Raw genomic sequence first — 26107 nt, 5'->3', positions numbered from 1 at the left:
ACATAAATTTGGACTTGATCGGTCGGTGCCAGATGTACCCCTCCCCCATTCGCACCATTTGTATGAATCATCTTTACCTATGCTATAATCTTACTACAAGAATACATAAAAAGTGGGACTATGAAAGCATACTTATTGGATTGTTTAAGATCGGCGGCAGACACGATGATTCGATGTAACGTATGGACGTATTCGTTGAGAATCTGTCCCTACTGCGCATAAGATGACAGGATACTCAGATGACTTTACGTTAACTTTTAATCAAGGAGGGAGTCATATGGCATGGGTAGAATCGCTGCAGAAGGCAATTGACTATATGGAAGCGCATCTGTTGGAACCCATCACAATAGAAGACATTGCGAAGCAGGCACATGTCTCCGCCTTTCATTTTCAACGGCTTTTTATAATCTTGACTGATGTTTCGGTCAAAGAATATGTGCGAAGGCGGAGAATGACATTGGCTGCTCAGGAATTAGCCAGCAGCGATTGCAAGATTATCGACCTTGCCTATAAATATGGCTACGATACTCCTGAAGCTTTCGCAAAGGCTTTTCGCAAACAGCATGGTGTGACACCGAGTGAAGCACGAAAAGGATTGGGGAAGCTGCAATCTTATAATCGCTTGACCATCCAGGTGAATCTAAAAGGAGCTGAACCTATGAATTATCAATTGGTAGAACGCAAAGGATTCCAAATTGTGGGAGTGAAAGAACGGTTTAATTGTGACGGAGATCTCGGTCTGTCTCTGGATATCGGTCATTTTTGGACCAAGGTCGGAAAAAATGGTACCATTAACCGATTACTAGGTTTGAATAACGGCCAAATATCAGGTTTGATTGGAGCATCAGTAGATTACAGCAAAGAGGACAATGAGATTGAGTATTGGGTGGGCACTGAATACAAAGGAAACATACCTGATGGATTATCTAGTTATCAAATATCTGCCGAAAAATGGGCGATATTTGAAGCCGTGGGGCCCGTAGCCGATGTGGTACCGAAGACATGGAAAAAAATATATTCAGAGTGGTTTCCGTCTAATTCATATGAACATGGTGACGCACCGTCTTTGGAAGTATATAAAAGCCCTGACCCAACGAGCCCCGTAGCCAAAACCGAAATTTGGGTTCCGGTTAAATAGACAAAATAGACCATTATCATTGATTTCACAACGAATATTCCAATAGATGCGCGACAATGACCCCGGTCATCTGTCGGGGTCATTTGAAAAAAGGAGGTAACGATGAATACTCATTCTGAGAACTTAACGGTAGAATGCGCCGAAAATTGTGGAAACTCACCTAAAAAAGAGTTGCTTAGAGATCTTAGTATCGCTTTTGTCAAAAATGAAATAAGCTTCTGTATGGATTGGATGACAGATGATGTGGTTTGGGAAATTGTTGGTGATAAATTAATTCGGGGAAAAGATGATTTTGAGAAAGCGTTACATCAAATGAAAAATTGTAAAGTTCAACAATTTCGTATACAGAACATTATCACACATGGCAACACAGGATCTCTAAATGGAACTTTAATACTACACGATAAGCACAGAGTTGCTTTTTGCGATGTATATAACTTTCGAGGGTTTGGTAAAAATTCAAAAATTAAAGCAATCACCTCATATGTTATTAAAACATCTTGATTGTTAATAAGTTCGTACTAGAAGTCTTTATTTGGGACTCTATCGCTTTTCTATAAAGGAGCGATTGTGCAATAACAAGTTACATGGAGTGCGATATAAAATATATTAACAAGAGTGGATCATTATGGAACCTGTTTTATGGATAAGTGTATTTAGTTGTTTTGCGGCTGTCTTTGCTTTGTTTATTATCAATAATAAGAACAAAAAATAGGGCTTGCCTACTGTTCCATTTTTGATTGGTTTACATAAAATTCTATTCAACAAAATGATCCAATAGTTCATTGTATGGAGTTGCTTTTCTATTAATTGAGGGTGGATCAATTTTCTCGTTAGTGAAAAACGTGACTTTTTTCGTTGGAGAAAAGGGTTCTAGTATGCGTCCGTGAGCTCCTATAGATGATTGACTTTTCTTCAACTTTGGTTTTTGCCATTCTTGCTGTAAAAAACTGACTACTCAGGGTCAATTGTTAGAAATCAATGTCATTAATGACGGTGTGTTTTATGAAAAAGAGTATGATTCATTCGATGAAAAAATAAAGAAGCAGCGAAGGATGGGCAGGTGGAATGAAGTATATTTCGTTTTATGGCGATACCTTTTCATCCCTAAACACGCAGATTGCTCCATTTCTGAAGACTCCTACCGTATTCAAGCCTTATTTGTGTTCTCTCTGAATCTTTTCGATTCGCGTTGAAACGTGTCCGCGCATTTACCCAAGAAATCGACGACGGTCGTGATTTGTTCCGGACAGTGCTGTGAAAACAAGTTGCCTAGTTCAGCGAAAAAAGGCGCTATCAACGGAATAATGTCCTGCTCAATTTTTTTCTGATTGGAAAGCAGAGATTGTACCAAGCGGGTCAGCCGCCGCCACATCTAGGTGCACTATTTGGAGGAAGTGGATCATTTGCGCCACACGGAAGGCAGTCGAGAAATTTATGCACAGCGAAAAGAAACGATTGAGCGTGTGTTTGCAGACATGAAAGAAAAGCATGGCATGCGATGGACGACCTTGAGAGGCTTGGAGAAGGTTACCATGCAGGCGATGCTTACGTTTGTAGCCATGAATCTGAAAAAACTGGCGACCTGGCTATGGAAGTCAGGTCGACCTTTCGATAATAACCCGAGGTTTAGCTCCACATTTATTTCATTCAACGACAAACTCCCGATGCGATGCATGTCGTTCGGGAGTTTGTCTTCAATCTGACACGCCAAGTAATGGCGTGCTTTTTTGTGTTTGGCGGATCGCTTGAAGGGGCGAACCTTGAGGGTTCGATCCCGGCTCTACGAACCACTTTATTACAATCGATTGTCATACATCAGTTGAATTTGAATACCGAAAGGGTCTTCAATGATCCCATATGCTTTGCTAAATATATTGCTGGATAAAGGGACAATTATCCTTACACGTTCATCCATGGTCAAGCTCTTGTAAAACTTCTCAATTTCTTTTAAATCAGCACTCTGAATACAAATGGACGTATTATTTCCAACCGTATACATTTCACTGATGTCCATTGTGTCTTCCGCGATCATTATCTTTGTTTTACCGATGGTTAAAACAGAGTGAGTAATCCAATGCTTATTTTCATCAGTAAGTTGAAATGAACTGTCACGTTTTTCCATGTCTTCGTAGGTTACTAGTAGCAATTCTTGGGCATGAAAATGGCGCTTATAAAATTCGATAGCTTCTTTCGCTCTTCCGTTCATGGATAAGAATATTGCTGCTTCCAGTGTTGTACTCATAGTCATGATCTCCTTTTCGTTAATTTGTACTAACAACTTGATATATAACTGATTTGATTGTAACATTTTAAGGTATCAAAATATGACACCTTAAAAGAGGTTTATCAATAATGAATAAATCAGAACGATTAAATGACATGATCCGATACCTTAATGGCAGAGACTTCTTTCATTTGCATGATCTTATGGAGAAATATCAGATTTCAAAAAGTACAGCACTACGGGATATTAAATCTTTAGAGCAATTGGGAATGCCGATTTTTGTGGAATATGGTAGATATGGACGTTACAGAATCCTAAAAAATCGCCTGCTATCCCCAATCATGTTTACGATGGATGAATTGTATGCGTTATACTTTGCTATGTTGACACTAAAATCTTATGAATCTACACCATTTCATTTAAGCGTCGATCAACTCAATGAAAAGTTTGAAAGTTGTCTTTCTCCAAAGCAAATCGAACAAATTGAAATCATGAAGAGGGTGCTGCAATTTGAAATGAACCAGCATCATCATGAAAGTCGATTTTTGGATAAAATCTTGCAAAGCATTCTAAACGAGAGCAATTGCACGATTCAATATTCCATAAACAACGAGGAAAAATGTTACCTTGTTCAATTTTTCAAAATTTCCGCCAAGTTTGGTCAATGGTATGCGTCGGGGATTGATCTTACAACGAATCAATATAGAGTATTCCGATGTGATCGAGTTACTGATATGGTGGAAGAAAGTACGAAATCTCCTTTTACGATTGATGATCTACTGAATCGTTCGCTAGAACTTTATCGTTCCGAGTTCAGTATTGACTTTGAGGTAGAAATTGAAGAAGATGCACAAGATATTTTTTATAAAGAACATTACCCTTCTATGAAAATTGACAGCGGTAATAGAACCGTTATCAGGGGGTTTTATAATCCAGGAGAAGAAGCGTTCATCGCCGATTTTTTCATGAAATTTGGTAATCAAGTTATATCTGTGAAACCTGAATCTTTACGTGAACTGATCAAGGAACGAATAGAGAAACTGTTAAGTCATTACAAATTTGTTTTGGGACAGTGAAACCGATTATAGTAGGAGAGGCTTCGCTGGCAGTGTAGAGGTCAGGAGTTCGATCCCACTTGGTTCCACCATACATACAACTAACGAAACAGCAGAGATGCCGTTTTTTGTTGAGCGCTATGAGAATTTGAATTTAATTGATGAAGAAGAATTCAACAATATGTTAAAGTAAAAAAGAAAGTTCAGAATGGTCAAGATGGTGTGCTTACTGAAAAAGTGGCACACCTCTTATATTTAATTCATGTTTTAATAAATGAGAGCAATATTATTTATTGCAAAGTTCATTTAAGTGGTGTGTAATAATTTGTTCCGTTTTTTCAATTGTGAATATATCCGGTCTTAAAAGAGCATGAATGGATAAGCCTTCAATGATGACGGCAAGTCTTAACGTTTCAATTTCAATATTTATAGTTTTGTTTATATAGCCTGCTTTTATTAATATTTCAAGCAGTGCTTCCATTAAAATATATTCTCCTTCAGTGAGTTCATCTTTTTTTGCGTTCAAAGCCGCACTAGTAAGTGAGCGGATGGCGAAAACTAACCAAACGCCCGTTTCAGTTTGTTTATCCTGATTCACCGGAACTAATTCTAACAACGTTTCGCGTACCGCATTAAGAGGGTTTGTTGACCAGGATATATTTTCCGATCGTTCTCTACCGCGAGCAAGAAAATATTCCATGATAAATAAGAGTAATTCATCTTGGTTTGAGAAATAATGTCTTAGTGCTCCGGTAGACATTCCAGCCTCAGATGCGATTCTGCGAATAGATGCTCGTTCAATGCCTTCCGTTTCGATAATTTTCCAAGCCGTTTCAGCAATGATCTTCCTTTTATGATCATGATCAACGATTTTTGGCACTTAAATCACCTCTTGCTTTTATTTCGCACACTGTGTTATTATCATTTTATCACAGTGTGCGAAATAAATAAATAAGGAGGATGTTGAGGTGCTTGAAATCATTGAATCATTAATTCCTACCAACATAGATTTCACAACAGCACTCCTCATTATTGTGCTCTGTGCTTTCATTGACATTTTAAGCCCCGGGGTATTGGCCATCACAGCTTATATCCTTCTAATACAAAGAGGAAAATTGGCATCGCGTTTGATGTTTTTTTTAATATCCACACAATTTTGCTATTTTATGATGGGTATCTTGGTTTACCTGGGAGTTGGGCAGATAATTGGTTTTATAGAAAGCATGTCCCGCAGTCAAATTTCAAGCTGGTTTTATACGATACTTGGCGCCATCCTTGTACTGATCAGCTTTTATAAGCCTAAGAAAAAAATGGAATCCCGATTTTTGGAATGGTTACCTGCGCAAGTGTCTATAAGAGCGATGATCATACTCGGAATTATTGTATTTGCGATTGAGTTTACCACAGCTTTACCGTATTTTTACTCGATATTATTAATGGATGGTTTAGCGTTTAACACGGGTTTGTCCATAATCATTTTAATTGGCTATAACGTGATTATGGTGCTTCCTTCAATTTTACTCTTGATCGTGTTTATACTATATAAAAATTGGATAATGAATAAGCTTGAACAACTGCGAACAAAAATAGTAAAAGCTCCGTTGTCTTCTGTATTAGTCGGAGCAGCAGTTATTGGAGCGATTTTGTTCAATATTGGAATCAGGGGAATTCTAACTTGATATTCTTTATTAAAAAGGAGATGTAGCGTTATGAAAGAGATTGCAAGCGGTGCAAGTCTGCTTCTATTGATTCAAGGAGTTGGAGGTATCATTAACCGATTGGCAGGCGGGGGACCGAGTTGGTTTCTCGTCAATTACATCGAGGCATTGCAAGGATATGAAATTATTGCCAGTATAATTTTAGTGATATTGGGAGCAATTATTGGTGTGGGTTCTCTAAAAATAAAAGGTAAAGATGACTAGCCTATTATCTCTTCAAGACCTCATAGTTATTGAATCACCACAACATGGATGTAACATCCCTTAAGGCATTAGCGAAACCTAACCGGTTAGCTATCATTGAATTATTATGGGAACCCCCTCTAACAGTTTAATGTCCTCCCACTATAAATTAATGTTTTCTTTCATTTGCTCACGATTTCTTAGGTTTTCAACTTCGACTTTTTTGAGAGATGGCGATATTATGTTGGTATGACATGTTTTTCTGGCCGAGCCGGTTGCGGGAATAAAGCTTGGAACTCAATTTCCAATCTATGGATAACGATGGTATGTCCGCACCTTGGATATCCACACCATTCCCTTGAAGGCTTACCCTCCCATGTCACACTGGGTCTTAGCCCTCACATTGCTTCGTCCTGCCTCTCAAGGGGTGGACGCCGCTTCTTGCTCCTTGACTGGGTCGTTGCCCTTATGGAATAATTCCTTGCGGCTGCTCCGTGCTTCCGTTGTCGTTGTATAAAACCTACTTTTTCGTTGGCAAATGAATGAAGTTCGAATCTGGTTTTATGCTGCCATCTGAAGCTGGGACTGGCGTACCGGCCCCAGTACACATTCCAAGACCCAGCATACAGGAATGGCTCCTTATAAAAATATTTGAATCAAACGTTGCTCTTCCGCCATTCTTCTTGATTTAATTCCCCGTTTATTGCAGCTGCGGATACAGCACCTGAAGCAGCTGCAACAATAGATTGGTGTAAGTGTGTAGTTGCATCCCCTGCTGCATAAACACCAGGTACACTAGTTTTTCCAAACTCATCGACTTCAATGATTCCAGTATCCAACATCCGGCAACCAAGGGCAACTGGCAAATCCGATCCAAGTTCCAATTCCGGCTTGAAGAAAATCCCTGTGCACGAAATTTCCGTCCCATCCTCAAGCTTGATATGGCTTACCATGCCTTGATTTGATTGGATTGAATGTATTGGTGCATTAAATACCGGGATATTATGTGCGCGCAATTCTTCACGTTCCGCTTCACTCAATTCATCGAGACCATTTGTACAAACTACTAACTGCTTCGACCACCCAGAAAACAATGGGACAAAATGCATTAATGTCGCTCCTCTGTTTATGACAACTAATTGCTGATCCCTTAGTTCCCAGCCATCACAATACGGGCATACAAACGCACTCTTACCATAGACCTCCGCCAACCCTGGTATACCAAGATCACGATCCTTCATTCCGATAGCAAACAGCAGTTTTCTAGTGGCTATCTTCACCCCCGAAACAGTTTCCAACAAAAATTGTCCATCTTCCCCTTCTATCAACTTGACGATATCTTCCAGATGTGAAACCGATGGATAAGTGCGAAGCTGCTCTTTTGCAATATTTCGAAAGTCATGTGGGCTAATGCCATCACGTGTTAAAAAGCCATGAGCCTCTCTAGTCACTGCATTACGCGGTTGGCCCTCATCAATAATCAATGTCTTCTTTCTAGCACGTCCTAGCACAAGTCCAGCACTTAAACCTGCAGGACCTCCTCCAATAATAACAACATCAACTTCCTTCATGATTAACTCCCTTCCACTTTAGTTTAACTTTCCATAGGTGAAGTGATTACTCAGTATGATGCATGGGCTTATTTTCAAAATGGCAAATCTACGGCGTAAACTCGATTTGTCATTTTCTGCATATTTCATTCTAGACTTAACTTTTATTAAATAGTCTATCCAATTTCAAGTAATCTAACATGTACTTTGCAAGTGTTATGACTGAAAAAATCAACATTAAAATTAATGTGATTGAAGCGCCGGGTGGTGTACCCAATTCATAAGAAGCGACTAAACCACTTAAAATGCCAACAAGCGCAATGACCATTCCATTTAATATGATAAGTGTTGTTTTTCAAAGGCAAACACAATCAAAGTACACGCCTCTTTCTTCATCCGCCTGAATATCATGCCCATCTGGATCAAAAATTCCCGCTCTTCCGGAACCGCCATTGTTTCGTACAACGCGTCCCTTATGCGGGAACTCATCTGATGTAGGCGCTTTGGTTGATTCATCCTCATGAATAATTAAACATGCTTTGCTCTTCTAACTGAATGAGCACTTTGCCGAAGCGCCCTCCTTGTTTGATTGGGATCGTTTTTCCAGGATAAGTTTGATCCAGATAATCTTCAATGATGGCCTGCGTATTCTCATCTACTGGATAATTGTAAAAGTTAAGCCAATGTAAAACCTCTTGAATGGCTTCCGCACGAGACACAACCCTGGCTTTCATTTCTTTTGTGACGAGTGAATGAAAGGCGTACCCTTTTAGATAAAGCAGCTGCAGCAAATACATCATCTCGGAGTTTTGATGCTTGTTGTATGAATGGTTTAACAGCGGTAATATTTCAAGGGTGAGGCTGTGTTCTTTAGGACCTGCTGCCAAGCTGATATAACAAAATTTTCGAGCGCAGCTGATCACTTTCTCCACCATCTCCCAGTCTGTGATCGCTGGGCACATTGACACAAAGACAAAATCAAAAGCTTGGTTCCAGCCTAATGTCTTCGTATCCATATCTTCAAAGGCTGCGCGCACGATCTTTACCTTACCGTCGGCCCATTTTTGATTGTTGTGCTCCAATAGTTCTGTGAACGGAAGCGACGGCTCAACGGCGGTCACATCTGCTCCTCTTTGCGCAAAGGGAATAGAAAATATTCCAGAGGCCGCTCCGATGTCGAGGACAGAGGCGCCATTAAAATTTACGCCTTGATTTTCCAACCAGCCGATAATACGTGCTGACCGTCTTCTTCCTTCATCGTTGAATGATTGCTCGTTGTAGTTTTTGGCCGCTATGGTACCAAAAGTGAATCTGGGCTCAATCCCTGCTGCCTTCATTAAGTTTACACCTGTCGTTTGATCGTCCTTCCAAGCTTGTTCCCAAGCAGCTTCGTTGCGTAAGATTTCGATCATCTAGGTAAACACCTCATTTCTTAATTTAAATGGATTTCAGCTTATGCCTCAAGCTGTTCTCATTCCCCTTCCAACTCTCCTTCAAGCTCTAGGTATTTCTGCCGCAGCTGATGCAGAACTTGTTCATTCGGTGTCCAGTATCCTCGCTGCTCGCTTTCCAGCAATGTTTCGATCATCGCATGGTAAGCCCAACGGTTGTTGTCCTGCAGCTTCCGGCTAAGTGCTTCATCAGCCATATAGACGTCATGCAGACGATCGAATACCCAAGGTTCTACTTTTCCAGTCGTGGCTGCAAGTCCCAGTACATACTCGAATCGGCTGGCCATTTCCTTTGCGCCATGATAAGGATGCTTCAAGAGATCGTTGATCCATTTCGGGTTCGTTAAGCGAGTCCTTACTCCGCGTGCAATCGCATGTTCGGCAGATTCTGTCTTGATTTGCTCCCCTGTCGTATCCGTAATATGAATGTCTGCTTTACGACCTTTCATCACTTCCACAGACTTTGCCAAGCCGCCAAAATACTCATAATAGTGGTCAGAATCCGTTACTTCCCATTCATGACTGCTGCGAATTTGCGACACAATATCCACCTCCAGCATATGTGACCGGTACAATTCCGGCTCCGCCTGTCCTCGCGCTAGTGCGCTGTATACATGCTGCTGGCTGTCCGTGTATGCCGCTCCGAGCTCAGACTCCTCGTTCCATAGCTTCGTCTCGATCATCCGCGTCACCGTCGTGCCATACTCTCCTTCTGCCGGGCCGAAGATGCGGGCGCAAGCTAAGTCATGCGCTTGACTTGCCTCATATCCAGCAGCAAGCAGCTCCTCCTCCATGCTTCGTGTATGAGCCTTGAACCAATTGAGCTCATCAGGTTCATCCAGCTCCGAAACCTTGCGGAATAGGTCATGTAATTCTTCCAGCAAATTCGGAAACAAATCGCGAAAAACCCCAGTAATATGCACCATGACGTTCAAGCGCGGTCGGCCTAATTCCGCAAGCGGGATCACTTCATATTCTGTACGGAACGTTCCGACTCCCCCGCCAATGCGAACCCCCATATAATGCAGGATTTGCCCGATGGTTTCCCCTTGTGTGCGCGACGTCTCAATCCCCCAGAGGATGACCGCCGTCGTGTGCGGGTAGTCCCCGTGCTGCTCGCGATATTGCTGTATGGAGTTTTCGGCGACAATCGCCCCCCGTTCAGCAGCTGTACGGCTGGGCACTAAGCGGGGATCGAATTGGTACAGATTGCGTCCGGTCGGCAATATTTCAGGTGTTCGCAGCACGTCACCAGCGAGCTTAGCTGGAACGTACCGGCCTTCCAACGCCCGCATCAGCCCTTCTGCTTCCTCATTTTGCAATGATCTTAGGTAAGCTTCGTAACCGTACTCGAGCGAAGCTTCCAACTGCTTAAGCCAATCTGGATGTTCACTCTTATACATGTCCGGGATTGCCTTGTTTGACACATAAGCGGTCACTAACGCATTCGCTTCCTCATCGAGCTGGCGCAGCAAGCTCACATGCTTGCCCGAAGTTAGCGCATCCGCCCGAACGCCTTGACGTTCAGCGAGCAGTCCGCGAATTGAGCGAATATTTCCCCGCTCGTGGCGAAGCACGAATTGCATATGGTTCAAAGCGACTTCAGGAGAATAGCTGTCGCCAAGCACATGCAGTCCACTAGGGATGAGCGAACGCTGCATGCGATAGAGCTCCTCCTCCATGTGTTCTACGGTCTCCGCGGAGAAGTCAAGCGACTTCGCTACCGCCTGCAGCTCTTGTAGAATCGCCTCACATCGTTCCGGCGCGAGCTGCTTCGCTTCACGATATTCGTGCAGCAAGGCTTCAAGCTCACGCCATTCGCCATACAGCTCAGCTTCAGTAAAAGCCGGCGCCTGATAGCCGATCAATACGGCATGGCTGCGCCGCTTGGCGATCATCGCTTCGGACGGATTCCCTACGTAATAGTAGTACAAATTTGGCAAATCCCCGAGTAAGTCATCCGGTACACAGTCCCCAGACAGAGCGGCCTCTTTCCCCCGCTGAAACTCTAAGGTGCCGTGTGTCCCGATATGGACGATGGCATCCGCTTGAAACTGTTCACGAATCCATTGATAAAACGCAGTATATTGATGCGTAGGTAGTAACGAACGATCGTGCAGTGACTTCTCTGGATCCTCATGGATACCGCGTGAAGGTTGCAGGCCGATAAACACTTGGCCGATCATTAGACCGGGTATGAGAAAGGAGCCGTTGTCCGTCATGATGTCACCAGGCGGCTGACCCCAGCGGCTTATCGCTTCTTCTCCCCAAGAACGTCTGGATAGCTTCTGTGTGAAATGGGGATCCGCATAACGGATCAACTGACTCGAAGCTTGAGGATCAGACCATTTTGCGGAATTGACTAGACCGCCCTCTAAAAATCTGGCACGCAGCTCCGCCGCTGACAGTTCCTCGGTATGATATCCTTGCTGCTTCAGCCAGCTCAATAAACGTGCTATCGATTCGAATGTATCCAAGAAGGAACCGCCGAACACCGTTCCTTCGCCTGGCGGATAATTGTAGCCAATGAGCGCCAGCTTCTTCTCTGCATTGGGCTTGCTCCGCAGAGCAAGCCAGCGGCGGATGCGATCTGTCAAGCGTTTCGTCCGTTCAGGTATAAGTGCAAGCCGCTTTAGCGGAACGTTTAGCTCGGCGTCTTCTCCGTCTTCCTGCAGTGCCGCTATCGGAAACATCTCCACGCTCCCGTCAAGCTCCGGCAGCATGACCTGAACGAGCAGCAAAGATGGCTCAAGTTCACTCGCAGACTGTCTCCATTCTTGTTCCGTTCTACTGTTCAACAATAGCGGATGCAGCATCGGCACATCGAGCTGTTCCAGCATCTGCACAGCCCCGTCTTGATTTCCTCCGCCGGGACCAATCCCAAGTCGGAAAGGCAGCAGGTTCACGATAAGGTCGACTTGGTGACCTTCGCCAAGTAGCAACTCGCGCAGACGGTCGAGTGGAATGTTCATCACTGAAGGAAACGCGATCGGCATGACGTTCACGAAAGCCTCCAATTGTTCCTTAAGCTGCGCAATACATTCCGCAGTATCGAGCGGATTGCTATTCCCAAGATATAAAATCGCGACATTCGGCCGACCTTCGTCGTAGCGATTGCTTTGCCGGTAGCTGGCTGCAGACGAGTAAACCGTGCGACTGCTCGGCTCCATAATCGTTAACTCCCGAACATATACCGGCTCCTTAGGCTCCGGCAACAGATGGCAGCCGCCGTATTCACGGCCTGCCAGACAAAGCAGTCCGAGCATATTCGCTGTGCCTCCGCCCCGCCAATATTCGGTAAATCGAACGTAGTGTTCATAATCCGCCTTACCCTCATCCATTCCTTCTAGCGACAAGGACGTTGCCGCCTGTGTATGCCCTTCTTGTCTAGGCAAATTTGCAAAGGTCAGACTGCCTAGCCTGAGTAGCGAAGCGATCTCAGCGGAGTTGCCGCCAAGCGGAACGATATGAGCCGTCCCTTTGCTTAGCAGGCTACTCAACCATTCGACAACGTCCTGGCGGACGCCATGTGCATCGAAGATGACCAGGTCAGCTCCAACAAGCGTGGCTTCCACGTCCTCAAGCTCGTCGATCTTCCGACTCCCTAAATCGATGATGGTCAGATGCAGCTGTTTTTTCTGATTTTGATCAAGCAATTGATATGCTTCAGACAAATGCGACAACGTCGTTTCCCCGTTTGTGAGTATGGATAGCAACGCGCCATCCTCCTTTCCGTAATCCATAAATCATTATTTTTAGATCAACGTCCGTACAGCTCGTTCGATACTCCCAGCCTCCAATTGTTCTAACCGGTAATACCGCGCTTGCATCGCTTCCGCCAGCTTGCGGGCATAGCCGAATCGTACTACACCATCCTCTGTATCGATCACAAGTGTGCGTATGCCAGCCGCTGCGATGCGTTGTGCAGCTTGCAGGCTTTCCTGCCATGGATCACCTGCCGCTTCTGCGCTGACGTTCGCCTTTCCATCGGTCATGACGATCATCGCGGGGATGAGTCCACTTCTTCTATTTAACAAAGGGCGAATCGCAATGAGTCCCTTTTCCAGTCCAATACCTAGCGGCGTTTTCCCGCCAGCTGGCAGCGTCCTCAATTTGCGTTCCGCGAGCTCTACACTGCGTGTCAACCCGAGCAGCAATTCAGCTTGTTGATCGCGAAAGGCAATCAAGCCCACATGGTCACGCTGCCGGTACGCATCACGAAGTAAAGACAATACCGCACCTTTGACAGCCTTCATTCTCTTATTTGCATTCATCGAACCGCTGGCATCGACGACGAATAGCAAAGCAGTTCCTGTCTTGTTTTCCCTAACCTTCACACGCACATCACTCGGCTCAATCCATAGCTTTAAGTTCGTGTTATATGAACTTGATTGTTGCTTACGTATCCGCTGAAAGGGAGCCGCCATACGAAGCGTGGCATCAAACGCAATGTCTCTTAGAGGGCCGCGCGGCATCGCAGCCCGCACATATCGACCGTTTACCGTTCCTACTGACGCTTGATTTCGTTTCCCAGTTTGCGCTTGCTTCATTGGCTGCGGCGGGGTAAAGACGAATGGCTGCACAGCGATTTCCCGTCCAACGGCTTCCACTACAGCCCGCGCCTCTAAGGAAAGAGATTGTCTACTATCGGCTTCGCCGTTGTGGTCGCCCCCAAGTTGTGCAGGCGAAGCGAATTGTGACCGGTCAACTTGCTCGCCGTTTGTCGCATTATTCTCTCCTTCCGCTTGGCTTTCTCTTTGGCTTTCCTTATCGCGATGCGATCCTGGTGATGGATGATCGTCATTCGAATCATGCTTCGTTGGCTCTTGATCCGCTAAGTCTGCCGGCGACTTCCCTCGCGACTCTTCCGAGTAAGATGCTGCACGCATCCGGTGCGGCAGCACAAAGCCCGCCGCTTCTTGCAGATGTTCCTGTGTCGTCTCGCTAAGACCCTCCCAAGCTGTGATCGTACGGACCGCTTCGATCAGCAGGATGTCCGCGCGGTGTCCCAGACAGCCAGCTTCCTCAGCGATTTCGGCAGCCAAACGTAGCAGCTCTCCATCAATATGTACAGCAGGCAGCCGAGTCCTAGCCGCTGCGATACGTGCTCTCAATTCCTTCGTTTCCGATTCATAAGCTAGGCGAAACGACTCCGGATCTTGTTCGAAGGCGAGCAAGCGACTTGCGATGTCCGTTCGCTCCGCAAGGTCCGTCGAGGTTTCCAGCCGCACATATAGCCCGCAGCGATCAAACATCGCCGGCAGCGGCCTCCCATCGTCCGGACTCATAGCTGCGAACAGGCGGAATGCTGCACTGTCACGGCCACTTCTTCGCTCAGAGTTCTTGCGGACATGCCCATGCGCGGGCTCGCCCGCTACATTGTCGCCAGCAGTCAGGATCGCTTTCATTAACCTTTCGGGCATGATATGCGCATTGTCTACCGTGACGATGTGCCCGTCTGCAGCTGCAAGCAAGCCGGGGACAAACGTTCGTTTGCCGCTGCGGACAGCAGCTGCCATATCCCAGTCGCCCCAAAGCCGCACCTCATCAACGTTCAAAGGAATGTTAATGACGTTAAGTTCCGGCAGCAACTCTGCAACACCATGGATGAGCGTGGACTTCGCCGTTCCTGGTGGGCCTGCCAGCAGCACCCCCTTTAATCCCGGATTTACCGCATGAAGCAGCAGCGCCTTTTGCGCACGATCTTGACCGACTACAGCACAGAACGGATACAAGTGAGGCTTAACTTGCATGGGTGACCTCGGACAGAAGGTCGCCGAGCAGCTCGCGTATCGTCTCGTGGTCATATGCTCCCTCTTCGAACGGCCGCTTGCGCATGCGATGCGGCATCACCATCATCGCCGCTTCTACCATATCGTCTGCCACAATCTGCGTTCTTCCCTGGAATGCAGCCATCGCCATGGCGGTTTTCATTAACATGATATCCGAACGATGACCGTCTACCTTCAGCCGAATGCCGACTGCGGCGGTCCATTTCAGTAACTCCTCGGACGGTTTGATTTGCTCGATTAGCTGACGCGCTCGTTCTATCCGTTCCCGCAGCTCTTGTTGTTGCGACTCATAACGTCTGCGGAACTCGGCTGGATCTGCTTCGAATGCTAGGCGCCGGCGAATGACCTCCATTCGGCTTTCCACATCTCGTTCCCCATTCACCTCTACTGAAAGCGCGAAGCGATCCAGCAGCTGCGGCCGCAGCTCCCCTTCCTCCGGGTTCATCGTACCGATCAAGATAAAGCGGCTCGGATGCGAGTAAGAGACGCCTTCTCGCTCAACGGTGTTTACTCCCATGGCTGCTGCGTCGAGCAGCGCATCGACGATCGCATCATCGAGCAAATTAATTTCATCCACGTACAATATATGTCCATGCGCCTTCGCTAACAGTCCCGGCTCGAACTTTTTCTCTCCTTCCCGGATCGCATGCTCGATATCCAATGTGCCGACGACGCGATCCTCCGTAGCATGTACGGGCAAATTCACGACGCTAAGCTCCGGCATTAAGTCCGCGAGCGCGCGTACGGCCGTCGATTTGGCAGTGCCTTTCTCCCCGCGGATCAAGATGCCGCCGAGCTTCCGATTGACAAGATTAAGCAGCAGCCCTTTGCGCATCAAGTCCTGTCCGACGATTGCCGCGAACGGATATACGTCTGCTTTCCCCTCCATGTTGATCCTCTCCTTTGTAAATGTTTTAGACATTCGTTATTTGACTGCTGCGATTGCGGGTTGAGCTGAGAAATCAACCGCCTCAAGCAGCCCTTCGATATGGCAATGCATGCGACCGCTTCGATCATCCCTTCCTACGCTCCCTCTCACACCGAACACATCGCGCAGCATGCGATCGGTGATGACTTGCTCCGGCGGTCCGCTGGCATACATTTCGCCAGCTCGCATCACCAACAATTCATCGGAGCAAGCTGCAGCATGGTTGAGATCGTGCAGGACCATGACGATCGTAATGCTATATTTGCGATTCAGATCGTGGACTAGCTCCATAACCTCCCACTGGTGATTGACATCGAGATAGGTCGTCGGTTCATCTAATAAGATGAGCCCCGATTGCTGTGCCAAGGTCATGGCAATCCATACGCGTTGCCGTTCTCCGCCGGATAAGTTAGACAGCTTTCGCTCCGCGAAGGGTAGCGTTCCGGTCTGAGCCATGGCCCATTCGACAATCTTCTCGTCTTCCTTGCGCTTTGCGCCCCATACAGGCTGATGAGGAAAACGTCCGTAACTGACCAGCGAACGCACGGACACGTCCGGCAGAGATGCTTGACTTTGCTGAAGCATTGCCATATGCCGTGCCAACTGCCGACGGGGATAGCTGTCGAGCAGTCTGCCTTGCAAGAGCACCTTTCCTTGCGCAGGCTTTAATTGACCGGCGCAAGTTTTGAGCAAGGTGCTTTTGCCGCTGCCATTCGGACCGATAATGCTGTAAATTTTTCCGACCTCCACCTGCCAATTCAGCGAATCCAGCACCGTACGGTTGTGAAGCCTCACGGACACGTCTTCCAAGCGTAACAACGTCATCTCGCTTCCCTCCTTAGCAAATATAGAAAGAACGGCGCACCCAAAGCTCCCATCATAATGCCGACCGGCAGTTCTAAAGGAGCAAACATCAAGCGGGCGAGTGTATCGCAAAAGGTCACGACGGCCGCTCCAAGCAGCACGGATGCAGGAAGTAAGAACCGATAATCACTGCCGATCAGCAAGCGGGCTGAATGCGGAACGATCAGACCGACGAAGCCGAGCAGGCCGACGACGCTGACCGCGCTTGCGGCAAGCAAGGTAGCGAGCGCCGTTAGGAAGAAGCGAGCTGCTTCCACCGACAAGCCGAGGCCGCGTGCATTGGAATCACCAAGGGCAAGTATATTCAAATGTGAACTGCCAATGAACGCCAGGCTCATGCCAATGAGCGAATAAGGGAGAATGATTTCAAGCTCTGGCCAGCTTTTGGCGGACAAGCCGCCAACCATAAACACGAGGGCACCGTTCACCCGATCGCTAAAGAAAATTAACAATGCGGAGATGCCGGAGCCGAGAAAGGCGGACACGGCCACGCCTGCAAGTATGAGGCGCACCGGCTGTACACCCTCCTTCCAGGCAAGCAAATAAATGATGGCAGCAGCTCCGGAAGCGCCAAGAAAAGCGATTGGTGTCAGCATCGACCATAGATGAGGAAATAAAATGAGAACGATGATGCCGAATAATCCTGCTCCAGATGACACGCCGATGATGTGCGGATCTGCCAGCGAGTTCCGCATCACGCCTTGCAAGAGCGCACCGGACAGTGCCAGATTAGCTCCAACGAGCATGCCCACTAACGTTCGAGGCAGCCGAATGTTCCACACAATTTCCTTCATTGGACCGTCATAACCGTGAAAGACATATAACCAAATCTCTGACAACGAAATGCGGACTGCTCCGGTACCGATGCTGAATCCAGTAGCGAGGATTGCCGCAGCCGTCAAAGCGACAATGACAAGAATGCCTTTGGACATCGGAATACGGAAAGCATTAATGACCATTCTCATATGTATCCGGATAAACAAGCTTAGCCAAATATTCGACTGATTCACTTAATCGAAATCCCGGGTTTGAGAGAAACCGATCAGACGGCAAGATGACCATACGGTTTTCCTTCACAGCACGCAGCGATGTCCATGCAGGTTGGCTGGCCAGATCGGATTGAATTTTCTTCTCCCCATCTTCTCGCGCCCCGTGGATCAGAATAAAAACATAATCCGGATTTAGCTCGACGATTTTTTCCAGACTAAATGGTGCAGTCGACGGACTGTCGCTTGCTGCTTCCCATGTTTCCGCCAAATTGTTCATATGCAGCATAGTTGCGACCTCGATTCCGACGGTATCTTGCCGCTGCACAGAAAGGCTGTTAGGGGTCACGTTCAGCATGATGAAAGTTGGTGCATCACTGGCCGGTACCCGGGCAGTCCATTCACGAATTTCCTGATCCAAATCGGCAAGTGCTTCCCTAGCTTTGTTTTCCGTCCCAGAGAGCTGACCGAACAACACCGCTTTTTGTTGCAAATCTGCATATGTACTCAGATTGAACAGGGCGAACGGCACGTTACTCGCATCCAAAATCGCCGTTAACTCACGGTGAAACACCACAGAGCCGATCACGAGATCAGGCTTTAAAGCAAGTAGCTTCTCCGTATTGACGGTCGTCATTCCCCCGACTTCTTCGATTCGCTCCGCCTCATCCGGCACCGTTCCACCCGGTGATGTGGCGTGGGCAATGGCGTGACCGTCAACCGAATAAAGCAAATCCAATAGCTGCGGCGATAGGACGATGATGCGCTGTGGTTGCTCAGGCAGCCGAATCTCCCTTCCAGTGTCGTCTTCGAACGTGAGAAACGACTCCCTTTCCTCCGCATCATGAACAGATACAGGTCTAGACTCCGCTGACGGCGATAACTCCAATGCATCACGATTATTGTCGCTCGCAGGATTGGACGGCGCTGCACAACCGGATACGAACATAACTCCTGCTAGCAGTCCTCCGCTCCATTGGCGAAGTAAATTTTGCCGCTTGTATGCATGCATCACTTTGAACCTCCTGTCTTTTGATTCATACAACACTTCACTCAAAATGATGTTAATCGTAATCATTACGATTAACATCATGCATATTGTAACAGCGACTACTTTTATATGTCAACTACTTCGTAATGTTTACTATTAATTTTTTTAAAAAATCAAATGGACTTGATTTCGCAACAGCATTCGCCGCTAGTTCTACATTTAGGCAATCTGTGATTTCCATTTTCCTCCCTGTATATTCGGACAATGAAATCAAGGAAATTGATAATGGGCATATGACAGGCTCCTTTGACGAAATAGATGTCCTCAATACATTCTTGGAAAGGTTTAACCTCGAGAATATGGAGGAAGGTTTGAAAGCAAAGAAACACCGCGGATTTGAGAAGACCCTATTGTATGAAGGAGAAGATTCGATAAAAGCAATCGTAACAAGTGATAACCCTGACTACAAGTTATTGGTTATGATGGAAAGAATCGAGTATGAGGAGACTGCCGGCCTGTGGCAAGTAGTGGCCTATCAAGTTATAGATGCTAAAACAGCAAAAGAAATGACGAATGGTAATTAATCTAGTAGCAGCGAAATGGTTGGGAGGTTTTTACAATTGTATTAAATATATAAAATCAGCCCATTTGACTTCTGCCGGACGGCTTAATAATAATTCAGGTTATCGTTGAAGATTATTATTTTTTCCTTCAGTTCAACACTTGTGACTACTTATCGTTTTAATCCTATCGTAAAAGAGGAGGAGTATATAGATCCATTTACAGGTAAAGAATTAAAGAAAAGAAGAAAGAAGAAGTGAACGAGGTGCCCCTGTAAGGGTGGCAGGAAAAGTAGAGCGGTTGGCGAATTATTCAGAGCCCTTTCAGGGCTGGCCAGTAACAAAGGCTTTCAGCCGCAGAACAAACCACCCGTTCACAGGGGTGGCTCAGACTGTCGACAAACCCTGTCGACAGTCTGGGGTCACCATTAGGTGACTTTTAGGTATCTTTAGAATCACTTCGAACTTGAAAAACATTTCCCCTTTCCTTGATATTTTTGAAATGATCGCCTTGACGAATACAGGTGTTAATACAAATTGAAATTAAGGAGTCTCCCGAACGCTATTACCACCACGAATAATCAGTTTTAATATCTTTTCCTTTCTCATGCTCACGTTTAAGTATCTCATCTTCTCTAGCAATTATCGGATCATACCAATCGGCTTTCTTCTTTGCCCAATCGATCCATTCTAAATCTTCCTCTGTCACAGTACGGGATGAGGATGATACTCAAGCTGTAGCATATGCACGCCATCGCGTAATCATGAGCCATATTTGTCAATTCAACCGTGCGCTCAACTTCAATTATATGACGTTTTCGGCGTTCTTCTCTCAATCTCTCTTCTTCGCGCGCTTCTCGCTCTTTTCGTATAATTTTAGATGCTTCGTACATCTCAATCTGAAGAAATCCTAATTGGTTTTCCAGAATAGAAGATTTGGTATCACGAAACCTTTTATTTGTATTCTGATTTATGTTGATACACAGTTGCCCGTTAAACACATAATCATATTTGCGTATATTCGGTTTCGGAGCCCAAGAGTAGCGTAAGCGTCAAATAAGTTAGTGTATAGAAACCTCCCTACGTCTTTGAGACAATTCCCTAAATGGAGTTAGTAGAGTTTTTCGACCTTGAAAAACTTCAATGGGAGGCTTAGAGTTGAATACCAGGGAAGTTACGAACCAATATCGATTAAACAAATGGACAGAGATTGTCCGAGAATGCCGTAGCAGTGGACAAACCGTCGCTTCTTGGTGTGCCGATCATGAGATCAACCCAAAAACGTACTACTATTGGCTGAAACGTGTTCGCACTGCTGCGTATGAAGCTCTGCCATCACTTTCTTCTCATACCAGTCCAATCGTACCCGTAAACGTCCCGGTCTCTACGGCTGGTATGGCCCCCGGTGATGTTGCATCATCATCAGATATCATTATCCGTATGGGGACTGTAACGCTGGAGATCCGGAACCAAGCCTCAGCGACTTTGATTGAAAAAATACACTCAGGGCACTTCAACATGTTCGGTGATGTCTCGAAGGCGGAGAAAATCTATATCGCCTGTGGTTATACCGATATGCGAAAGTCCATTGACGGACTTGCCGCCATCGTCCAACAGAACTTTCAATTGAACCCATTCCAAAACAGCCTATTTCTTTTTTGCGGCCGGCAGCGTAATCGAATGAAAGCACTCTATTGGGAAGGAGATGGGTTTGTCCTCCTTTACAAGCGGTTGGAAGACGGCCGTTATCAACGGCCTATGAACGCTGAAGCCGTTCGCTCGATCACTTCCCAGGAGTTTCGGTGGCTCCTAGAAGGTCTTTCGATCGATCAACCTAAGGCTGTGAAAAACCTCAATATGACCGTATGCTTGTAGTCGGAAAAAACCTGAAAAATCGCGTGGTTACTGGGTTTTTCTGCATTTTTATGCTATGCTGGATACAGTAGAAAACGGTAAAAGGACTGTATCCATGAGCGCTCCAGAGCAGGTAAAAACACTCGAAAAACGCATAGGCGAACTGGAGCTAGAGAACAAGCGACTCCACGATACCGTTGAATATCTCACGCGCAAACTCTATGGCAGAAGTACCGAGAAGACATCGTCCCTTGATCTGGGGCAGATGTCTCTTTTTGATGAGGCAGAAGTCGAAGCAAATCCGGCAGCGCCAAAACCTGACCTGAAGGAGATCCAAGGCTACCGGCGAAAGAAATTCAAAGGTCAACGGTTGGAACTCTTAAAGGATATTCCCAATGACAAGCGCCTTTGCACTCTTGATGCACAGGACTGCTTTTGCGAAGCGTGCAACACCGCACTCGTATCGGTTGGCGAAAAGTTCATCCGAACTGAAATTGAGTTCATTCCCGCCAAAGTCAGAGCGATCGACTATTACCGCGAAACCTTTGAATGCCGTACCTGCCGTAAAAACGGAAAGCCCTACATGGAGAAGTCGCCCATGCCTTATCCGGTGATCCAGCACTCCATGGCATCTCCTTCCACCGTGGCATGGGTCATGCATCTTCCCCTGTACCGCCAGGAGAAGGAATGGAAGACCCTAGGCGTAAACCTTAGCCGTGCGACGATGGCTAACTGGATTGGGGCTGCGTCTCGCGACTGGCTATCTCCATTGGTGAAGCTCATGCATCAAAAGCTCCTGCAGGATAAGTACATCCATGCAGATGAAACGGTTGTCCAAGTCATGAATGAAGAAGGACGAAAAAACACGACCGATTCCTACATGTGGGTATACAGTAGCGGCCAGCATGGCAAACACCCTATTCGAATCTTCGAATACCAACCGGGTAGAAGTGGAAAATATCCTCAGAAGTTCCTAAAGGGTTTCACAGGGTACCTCCACTCGGATGCCTACTCCGGGTACATAGAGATTCCAGGTGTCACAAGATGCCTCTGTTGGACACATCTTCGGAGGAAATTCGTCGATTCCCTTCCGAAAGATATACAGAGCCCGGAAGCGACCCTACCGAGCCAAGGCATTGCATTCTGTAACAAACTCTTCGAGATTGAGAATCATCTCGAAGATCTTACAATTGACCAACGTAAATCTGAGCGTCTGGAACGAGAAAAGCCCGTTCTGGAAGCCTTTTGGGCATGGATTGATTCCGCCAAAGGAAAGGTGCTGCCCAAATCCAAACTAGGTGAAGCTTTGAATTATGCGTTGAACCACAAGCAAGAGTTTATGAATTATCTTCAGGATGGCAACTGCGCCATATCCAACAACCTTGCTGAAAACAGCATTCGTCCCTTCACCATTGGAAGAAAAATTTGGCTTTTTAGCGGAAGTCCAAAGGGAGCTGCGGCCAGCGCCGCCGTGTACAGCATCATCGAGAGTGCGAAAGCAAATGGGCTTAATCCGTTCAAATACCTTCAATTCATCTTCAGTCAATTGCCCGGAGTCCAATTCGGCCAGCACCCGGAATTTCTCGAGGATTACCTTCCCTGGAGTCCAGAAGTCCAGGAATCCTGCAGATAGAGCAAAGCCCTCTTACATAGGCTTTGCCTTTTTTCTATACACCGGATTATTTGACGCTTAGAAGCTGTCGATGAATTGTGAACTTTTTTTGGGCTCTCCCCCTTATCGGTTTCTTAAATCCGTTTTCTGGGCTTTTGCTAAGTATTTGTTATTTACAATGGATTATCTGCTTCTTTTTTGCTCGTTTTCCCCCTCATTTCGTCCCGTTTACGCCATTTTTGCACGTCGAAGAACCCCCGGTTTGGGGGTTGTTTGGACTCGTATAGCATGTTTCAGATTTACGACGATTGCAGCTAGGAACGACTTAACCTGCAAGGTATTCCGTCTCTTGAGGTGGGTTCGCCCTAATCCGCAATCGTTCTTGAGCTCCTTGTTTTTTCGTTCCACAACGCAGCGTTTTGCTAAGGTTTCCTTCCCTTCAACGCTCTCGTTGAACTTTTTCGCCCCTTCGTAAGTAACGGCATAATCGCTTCGGAACACCGATCTGCCCTTCTTCTCACTAGTCGTACATTGAGTCCGCAACGCGCACCGAGTGCAAGACTTCGAGTCGAAGAAATATTGCGTACCTTCCAATGTACGGTTTCTATTTTTCCTTACGGTTTCCGCCCCTTGAGGACAGGTAAACACATCCTTTTGCGGATCGTATGTAAAGAGAGAAATATCGAATTTACCTGTCGAGTTTTTTGGTTCCGCAACCGGTGCCACGAGGGTAATATTCCTGCTTGCCATGGCTTCCCGTTTCTTCCCATGCCCGTAGGCTGTATCGCCGATCATAACTTGCGGGGCCATGCCTAAGAACTGTTGGACCTCCGAAACCATCTCGATCATGGCATCTTGATCATGTTCATTGCTTGGAACGACCCGCACATTCAGGATAACGCCATCCTCTGTGCACATATTCTGTATCTTGAAACCGGTAATGGGCGTGGACTTGTTTTTGACACCGGTGCGCACTTCCGGAGCATCTACCCTTACTATGCGATCCGACGGGCGTTGTTTGCGCGGAGTCTTTTCATACACCACTTCGGCCGTTTCCTCTTGGCCCGCGTGAAGTTCTGCCTTAACTTCTTCATGGATAGCTGTTGTTGTACCGTCCTGTTCAACGTCCACTGCAGTTTCCGCAGGCGGCAATGATTCCGCATTGCCATCAGTATTTTGTTCATCAGCGCCCGTATCCTCGTTTTCTCTACCATCCTCCGGTCCCGGATCCGGACGGTGGGGCCGGCTGTTTTCGGAGAGAACTCTCCGCAAGATCTCTTGCAGTTCCTGGGACCGCTCATAATTTTTCCATTCCTTCAGCAAGGGGACGATGTTCTCATGCTGGAACCAGTACAGCAATCCGTAAGCTTGCGTAACCAATTTGCTGAAAGCGAGCATTTGCTCGGCAACAGGGGATTCCGAGTGGAGCCGAACCCTCAACGCATCCAATTGCAATGATTTGGCTGCCGAAAGGACGGAGGCTGGAGCAGTGCGCTTCATATGTTTCACAAGCTGGATCATCGCCCGCTTGATTAACCGGAATGCTCCGCACCGCCTCACGTTGATGTGAGCAGGAAACGAATCGATGATCCACCGCTCGTTTGTTTCTCCCCATAAATGTTTGCTGTACAACTGTGCCAAGATATATAAATGGCAAGCCTGAAACATCGCTTCCCCCATGCGATCCCGATCCAAGCCAATGGTGCTGTGATCGAAACCGAAGAAGTCAGCGGGGAGATCCAGAGAACGCTTGATGAACAAGTCGCCGACAATCCTGTTTTCCATATTTCGGTCTGAGATATTTTCGTAAGCTTGAACGAGATGAATTTTTAGCTTTAAAGAAGGTGCATAAGGACGTTGCCCGCGTTCTGAATACAACACGGAACAGATTTGATCTGCAAAGGAAAAATCAATCATCTCTTTGACGCTGCAATAAAAAGGATGCCTCGGTAATTTGGAGTACATTGCATGATCGATAAAGGAAAATTGGTCAAAGGATTTGTACCGAATCTTAAACATACCAGTAACCTCCCGAATGCATCTGGCTACATTACACCACGAAAACGGGAGTAAATGAACGAAATATGAAGAAAACATATCATTATATGGACTAAATGGATGGTTTTGAATAAATTCGGTGGGTTGTTCATTCTTCTTTCAACATACAATTAGATTGAAGTAAAGAACGATGTCGAAAATACCACCAGGGGTATTGTTTGCCACAATTCATCGACAGCTACGCTTACAGAGTAGCGTTTCTTATCTTCCTCATATTTACGGAGTTGATTTTCCTCTGACCTCGTAATAACATGATCGACTTTGTCCTGCATTTCATATATCTCTAGCGATACCGACTCATTCCGAACAATAAATGTGAGAGAATCCGTCACTGAGCCTCCCAACCGTTCTATAGCTTGAATAAGTGCCCCAAGGATTCTGTAAACACGCGGAAGCGTCTCTTTCGAAATCACGCCTGCTAAAAATGAGGACGGGACCTATACGAGCTGTAGTTCTGAGGGCTTCGTTGAGCGCCCACTTCTTTTTTATCACTTTTGTTCCATTCAATGACAACATTTTTATATGCAACAATCTTAGGGTGTAGCCTGGCCTTTTCATGCGGTATTTGTATCTGATTCGCTATATCAAAAACTTTGTTCCTTTCAGCCTCGAGGAGGAATGTCAACTTTTCTAAAGAACTCATGCGAACGATTTCAGAATTGGATCGATTTTCGATATGTTTTGCGGTATTACTAGATTTGGATAGTGACAATGCGCCAGTATCCATCCCTTCTTTTAAGACGTCATCAGGACTGGCATTAGCATTGTTTACCGCTTCTTCTTCCTGCTGAGTAGCCTCAATTTTTGCTTCTGAAATAGTTGACATACCCTTTTCGATTTTCTCTACTCTTATCCGCGGCGTTTTCGCACGAGGAATAGCAACTTCATTTATTGTTGATTCTGGAAGAGGTGTTTTCGATACCGGCTTTTCGAAATTTAACTTCGTCCAATACCCCGAGGGAGGTATGGGCACGTTAGCTTCTTTACAAAGTTTATATATAAGGCCGTACGATATGCTATATTTCCTAGCAACACCGGCAAGCGACAACTCCCACACCTCGTTATAGATCTGTTCACGAGACAGCACCAGAGATTGTTCCTCGGTCATCCTTAAAACCCCCGATTCTTGGTAAAATAAAA

General features: G+C 46.2%; 20 protein-coding genes and 1 pseudogene. 9 read left to right on the top strand and 12 right to left on the bottom strand.

From position 1 onward, the window contains the following. Window positions 1–277: 277 nt before the first annotated feature. The 3 genes and pseudogenes from XYCOK13_RS14385 to XYCOK13_RS21940 form a co-directional block, all read left to right on the top strand. Entirely contained in the window at window positions 278–1138 is an 861-nt protein-coding gene (locus XYCOK13_RS14385; protein WP_055109548.1) for an AraC family transcriptional regulator, read from the top strand. A 102-nt stretch (window positions 1139–1240) separates the two neighbouring features. After that, window positions 1241–1642, top strand: coding sequence for a nuclear transport factor 2 family protein (locus XYCOK13_RS14380; RefSeq protein WP_213412856.1), 402 nt, complete (start codon window positions 1241–1243; stop codon window positions 1640–1642). 881 nt (window positions 1643–2523) lie between these two features. After that, window positions 2524–2844, top strand: a pseudogene (locus XYCOK13_RS21940) (transposase); the annotation flags it as partial. Between the two features lie 92 nt (window positions 2845–2936). Here XYCOK13_RS21940 and XYCOK13_RS14370 read toward each other — a convergent pair. Next, on the bottom strand, window positions 2937–3383 hold the full coding sequence (locus XYCOK13_RS14370) for a VOC family protein (protein WP_213412855.1): 447 nt from the start codon (window positions 3381–3383) through the stop codon (window positions 2937–2939). Window positions 3384–3493: 110 nt separating this feature from the next. On the opposite strand from XYCOK13_RS14370, the gene XYCOK13_RS14365 reads away from it, so the two are divergent. Beyond that, entirely contained in the window at window positions 3494–4441 is a 948-nt protein-coding gene (locus XYCOK13_RS14365; RefSeq protein ID WP_210095480.1) for a helix-turn-helix transcriptional regulator, read from the top strand. A gap of 265 nt (window positions 4442–4706) precedes the next feature. On the opposite strand, the gene XYCOK13_RS14360 is transcribed toward XYCOK13_RS14365, so the two are convergent. Continuing rightward, window positions 4707–5300 carry a TetR/AcrR family transcriptional regulator gene (locus XYCOK13_RS14360; protein WP_210095479.1) on the bottom strand — a complete coding sequence of 198 codons (594 nt, stop codon included), beginning with the start codon at window positions 5298–5300 and terminating at the stop codon, window positions 4707–4709. Between the two features lie 88 nt (window positions 5301–5388). Here XYCOK13_RS14360 and XYCOK13_RS14355 point away from each other — a divergent pair, with 88 nt between their 5' ends. Both XYCOK13_RS14355 and XYCOK13_RS14350 read left to right on the top strand, forming a co-directional pair. Then, window positions 5389–6099, top strand: coding sequence for a GAP family protein (locus XYCOK13_RS14355; RefSeq protein ID WP_210095478.1), 711 nt, complete (start codon window positions 5389–5391; stop codon window positions 6097–6099). A gap of 30 nt (window positions 6100–6129) precedes the next feature. Continuing rightward, window positions 6130–6342 (top strand): hypothetical protein, encoded by a 213-nt coding sequence (locus XYCOK13_RS14350; protein WP_210095477.1) that lies wholly within the window; start codon window positions 6130–6132, stop codon window positions 6340–6342. A gap of 635 nt (window positions 6343–6977) precedes the next feature. Here the strand turns inward: XYCOK13_RS14350 and XYCOK13_RS14345 are convergent. The 8 genes from XYCOK13_RS14345 to XYCOK13_RS14310 all read right to left on the bottom strand — a co-directional run bounded on the left by XYCOK13_RS14345 (window position 6978) and on the right by XYCOK13_RS14310 (window position 18904). Beyond that, window positions 6978–7892: an NAD(P)/FAD-dependent oxidoreductase gene (locus XYCOK13_RS14345; protein ID WP_213412854.1), complete on the bottom strand. Its 915-nt coding sequence runs from the start codon at window positions 7890–7892 to the stop codon at window positions 6978–6980. Window positions 7893–8389: 497 nt separating this feature from the next. Next, on the bottom strand, window positions 8390–9283 hold the full coding sequence (locus XYCOK13_RS14340; protein ID WP_213412853.1) for a class I SAM-dependent methyltransferase: 894 nt from the start codon (window positions 9281–9283) through the stop codon (window positions 8390–8392). 59 nt (window positions 9284–9342) lie between these two features. Further along, entirely contained in the window at window positions 9343–13038 is a 3696-nt protein-coding gene (locus XYCOK13_RS14335) for a cobaltochelatase subunit CobN (RefSeq protein WP_244865176.1), read from the bottom strand. Window positions 13039–13077: 39 nt separating this feature from the next. Then, window positions 13078–15075 carry a VWA domain-containing protein gene (locus XYCOK13_RS14330; protein ID WP_213412851.1) on the bottom strand — a complete coding sequence of 666 codons (1998 nt, stop codon included), beginning with the start codon at window positions 15073–15075 and terminating at the stop codon, window positions 13078–13080. After that, window positions 15065–16003 (bottom strand): magnesium chelatase ATPase subunit I, encoded by a 939-nt coding sequence (locus tag XYCOK13_RS14325; RefSeq protein WP_213412850.1) that lies wholly within the window; start codon window positions 16001–16003, stop codon window positions 15065–15067. Before XYCOK13_RS14325 ends, XYCOK13_RS14330 begins: the two co-directional genes overlap by 11 nt. 36 nt (window positions 16004–16039) lie before the next feature. Further along, the gene (locus XYCOK13_RS14320) at window positions 16040–16867 is read right to left on the bottom strand and encodes an ABC transporter ATP-binding protein (RefSeq protein ID WP_007130966.1); all 828 of its coding nucleotides are present in this window, start codon (window positions 16865–16867) and stop codon (window positions 16040–16042) included. Then, window positions 16864–17916, bottom strand: coding sequence for a FecCD family ABC transporter permease (locus tag XYCOK13_RS14315; protein WP_244865175.1), 1053 nt, complete (start codon window positions 17914–17916; stop codon window positions 16864–16866). Before XYCOK13_RS14315 ends, XYCOK13_RS14320 begins: the two co-directional genes overlap by 4 nt. Then, entirely contained in the window at window positions 17855–18904 is a 1050-nt protein-coding gene (locus tag XYCOK13_RS14310) for an ABC transporter substrate-binding protein (protein WP_230202649.1), read from the bottom strand. Before XYCOK13_RS14310 ends, XYCOK13_RS14315 begins: the two co-directional genes overlap by 62 nt. 350 nt (window positions 18905–19254) lie before the next feature. Between XYCOK13_RS14310 and XYCOK13_RS14305 the strand changes: the two genes are divergently transcribed. The 3 genes from XYCOK13_RS14305 (at window position 19255) to tnpC (ending at window position 22930) form a co-directional block, all read left to right on the top strand. Then, complete coding sequence (locus XYCOK13_RS14305; protein WP_213412848.1) at window positions 19255–19467, top strand: hypothetical protein; 213 nt, start codon at window positions 19255–19257, stop codon at window positions 19465–19467. Window positions 19468–20601: 1134 nt separating this feature from the next. After that, a complete protein-coding gene (gene tnpB, locus XYCOK13_RS14300; RefSeq protein ID WP_213412847.1) occupies window positions 20602–21318 on the top strand; it encodes an IS66 family insertion sequence element accessory protein TnpB in 717 nt (238 codons plus the stop codon). Window positions 21319–21412: 94 nt separating this feature from the next. Beyond that, on the top strand, window positions 21413–22930 hold the full coding sequence (tnpC, locus tag XYCOK13_RS14295) for an IS66 family transposase (RefSeq protein ID WP_213412846.1): 1518 nt from the start codon (window positions 21413–21415) through the stop codon (window positions 22928–22930). Between the two features lie 207 nt (window positions 22931–23137). On the opposite strand, the gene XYCOK13_RS14290 is transcribed toward tnpC, so the two are convergent. Both XYCOK13_RS14290 and XYCOK13_RS14285 read right to left on the bottom strand, forming a co-directional pair. Beyond that, the gene (locus tag XYCOK13_RS14290; protein ID WP_213412845.1) at window positions 23138–25006 is read right to left on the bottom strand and encodes a transposase; all 1869 of its coding nucleotides are present in this window, start codon (window positions 25004–25006) and stop codon (window positions 23138–23140) included. Between the two features lie 379 nt (window positions 25007–25385). Further along, on the bottom strand, window positions 25386–26075 hold the full coding sequence (locus tag XYCOK13_RS14285) for a hypothetical protein (RefSeq protein ID WP_213412844.1): 690 nt from the start codon (window positions 26073–26075) through the stop codon (window positions 25386–25388). Window positions 26076–26107 lie beyond the last annotated feature (32 nt).

It is taken from the genome of Xylanibacillus composti (assembly GCF_018403685.1).
Lineage (GTDB): Bacteria > Bacillota > Bacilli > Paenibacillales > K13 > Xylanibacillus > Xylanibacillus composti.
The sequence above is the reverse complement of the archived record's forward strand: the minus strand, read 5'-3'. Positions and strand labels throughout refer to the sequence as shown.

Excerpts from the sequence above, each read along its gene's own strand:
- XYCOK13_RS14385 (WP_055109548.1), top strand. The coding sequence starts at position 278 with ATGGCATGGGTAGAATCGCTGCAGAAGGCAATTGACTATATGGAAGCG.
- XYCOK13_RS14380 (WP_213412856.1), top strand. The coding sequence starts at position 1,241 with ATGAATACTCATTCTGAGAACTTAACGGTAGAATGCGCCGAAAATTGT.
- XYCOK13_RS14370 (WP_213412855.1), bottom strand. The coding sequence starts at position 3,383 with ATGAGTACAACACTGGAAGCAGCAATATTCTTATCCATGAACGGAAGA.
- XYCOK13_RS14365 (WP_210095480.1), top strand. The coding sequence starts at position 3,494 with ATGAATAAATCAGAACGATTAAATGACATGATCCGATACCTTAATGGC.
- XYCOK13_RS14350 (WP_210095477.1), top strand. The coding sequence starts at position 6,130 with ATGAAAGAGATTGCAAGCGGTGCAAGTCTGCTTCTATTGATTCAAGGA.
- XYCOK13_RS14345 (WP_213412854.1), bottom strand. The coding sequence starts at position 7,892 with ATGAAGGAAGTTGATGTTGTTATTATTGGAGGAGGTCCTGCAGGTTTA.
- XYCOK13_RS14340 (WP_213412853.1), bottom strand. The coding sequence starts at position 9,283 with ATGATCGAAATCTTACGCAACGAAGCTGCTTGGGAACAAGCTTGGAAG.
- XYCOK13_RS14330 (WP_213412851.1), bottom strand. The coding sequence starts at position 15,075 with ATGCAAGTTAAGCCTCACTTGTATCCGTTCTGTGCTGTAGTCGGTCAA.
- XYCOK13_RS14325 (WP_213412850.1), bottom strand. The coding sequence starts at position 16,003 with ATGGAGGGGAAAGCAGACGTATATCCGTTCGCGGCAATCGTCGGACAG.
- XYCOK13_RS14320 (WP_007130966.1), bottom strand. The coding sequence starts at position 16,867 with ATGACGTTGTTACGCTTGGAAGACGTGTCCGTGAGGCTTCACAACCGT.
- XYCOK13_RS14310 (WP_230202649.1), bottom strand. The coding sequence starts at position 18,904 with ATGCATGCATACAAGCGGCAAAATTTACTTCGCCAATGGAGCGGAGGA.
- tnpC (WP_213412846.1), top strand. The coding sequence starts at position 21,413 with ATGAGCGCTCCAGAGCAGGTAAAAACACTCGAAAAACGCATAGGCGAA.
- XYCOK13_RS14290 (WP_213412845.1), bottom strand. The coding sequence starts at position 25,006 with ATGTTTTCTTCATATTTCGTTCATTTACTCCCGTTTTCGTGGTGTAAT.
- XYCOK13_RS14285 (WP_213412844.1), bottom strand. The coding sequence starts at position 26,075 with ATGACCGAGGAACAATCTCTGGTGCTGTCTCGTGAACAGATCTATAAC.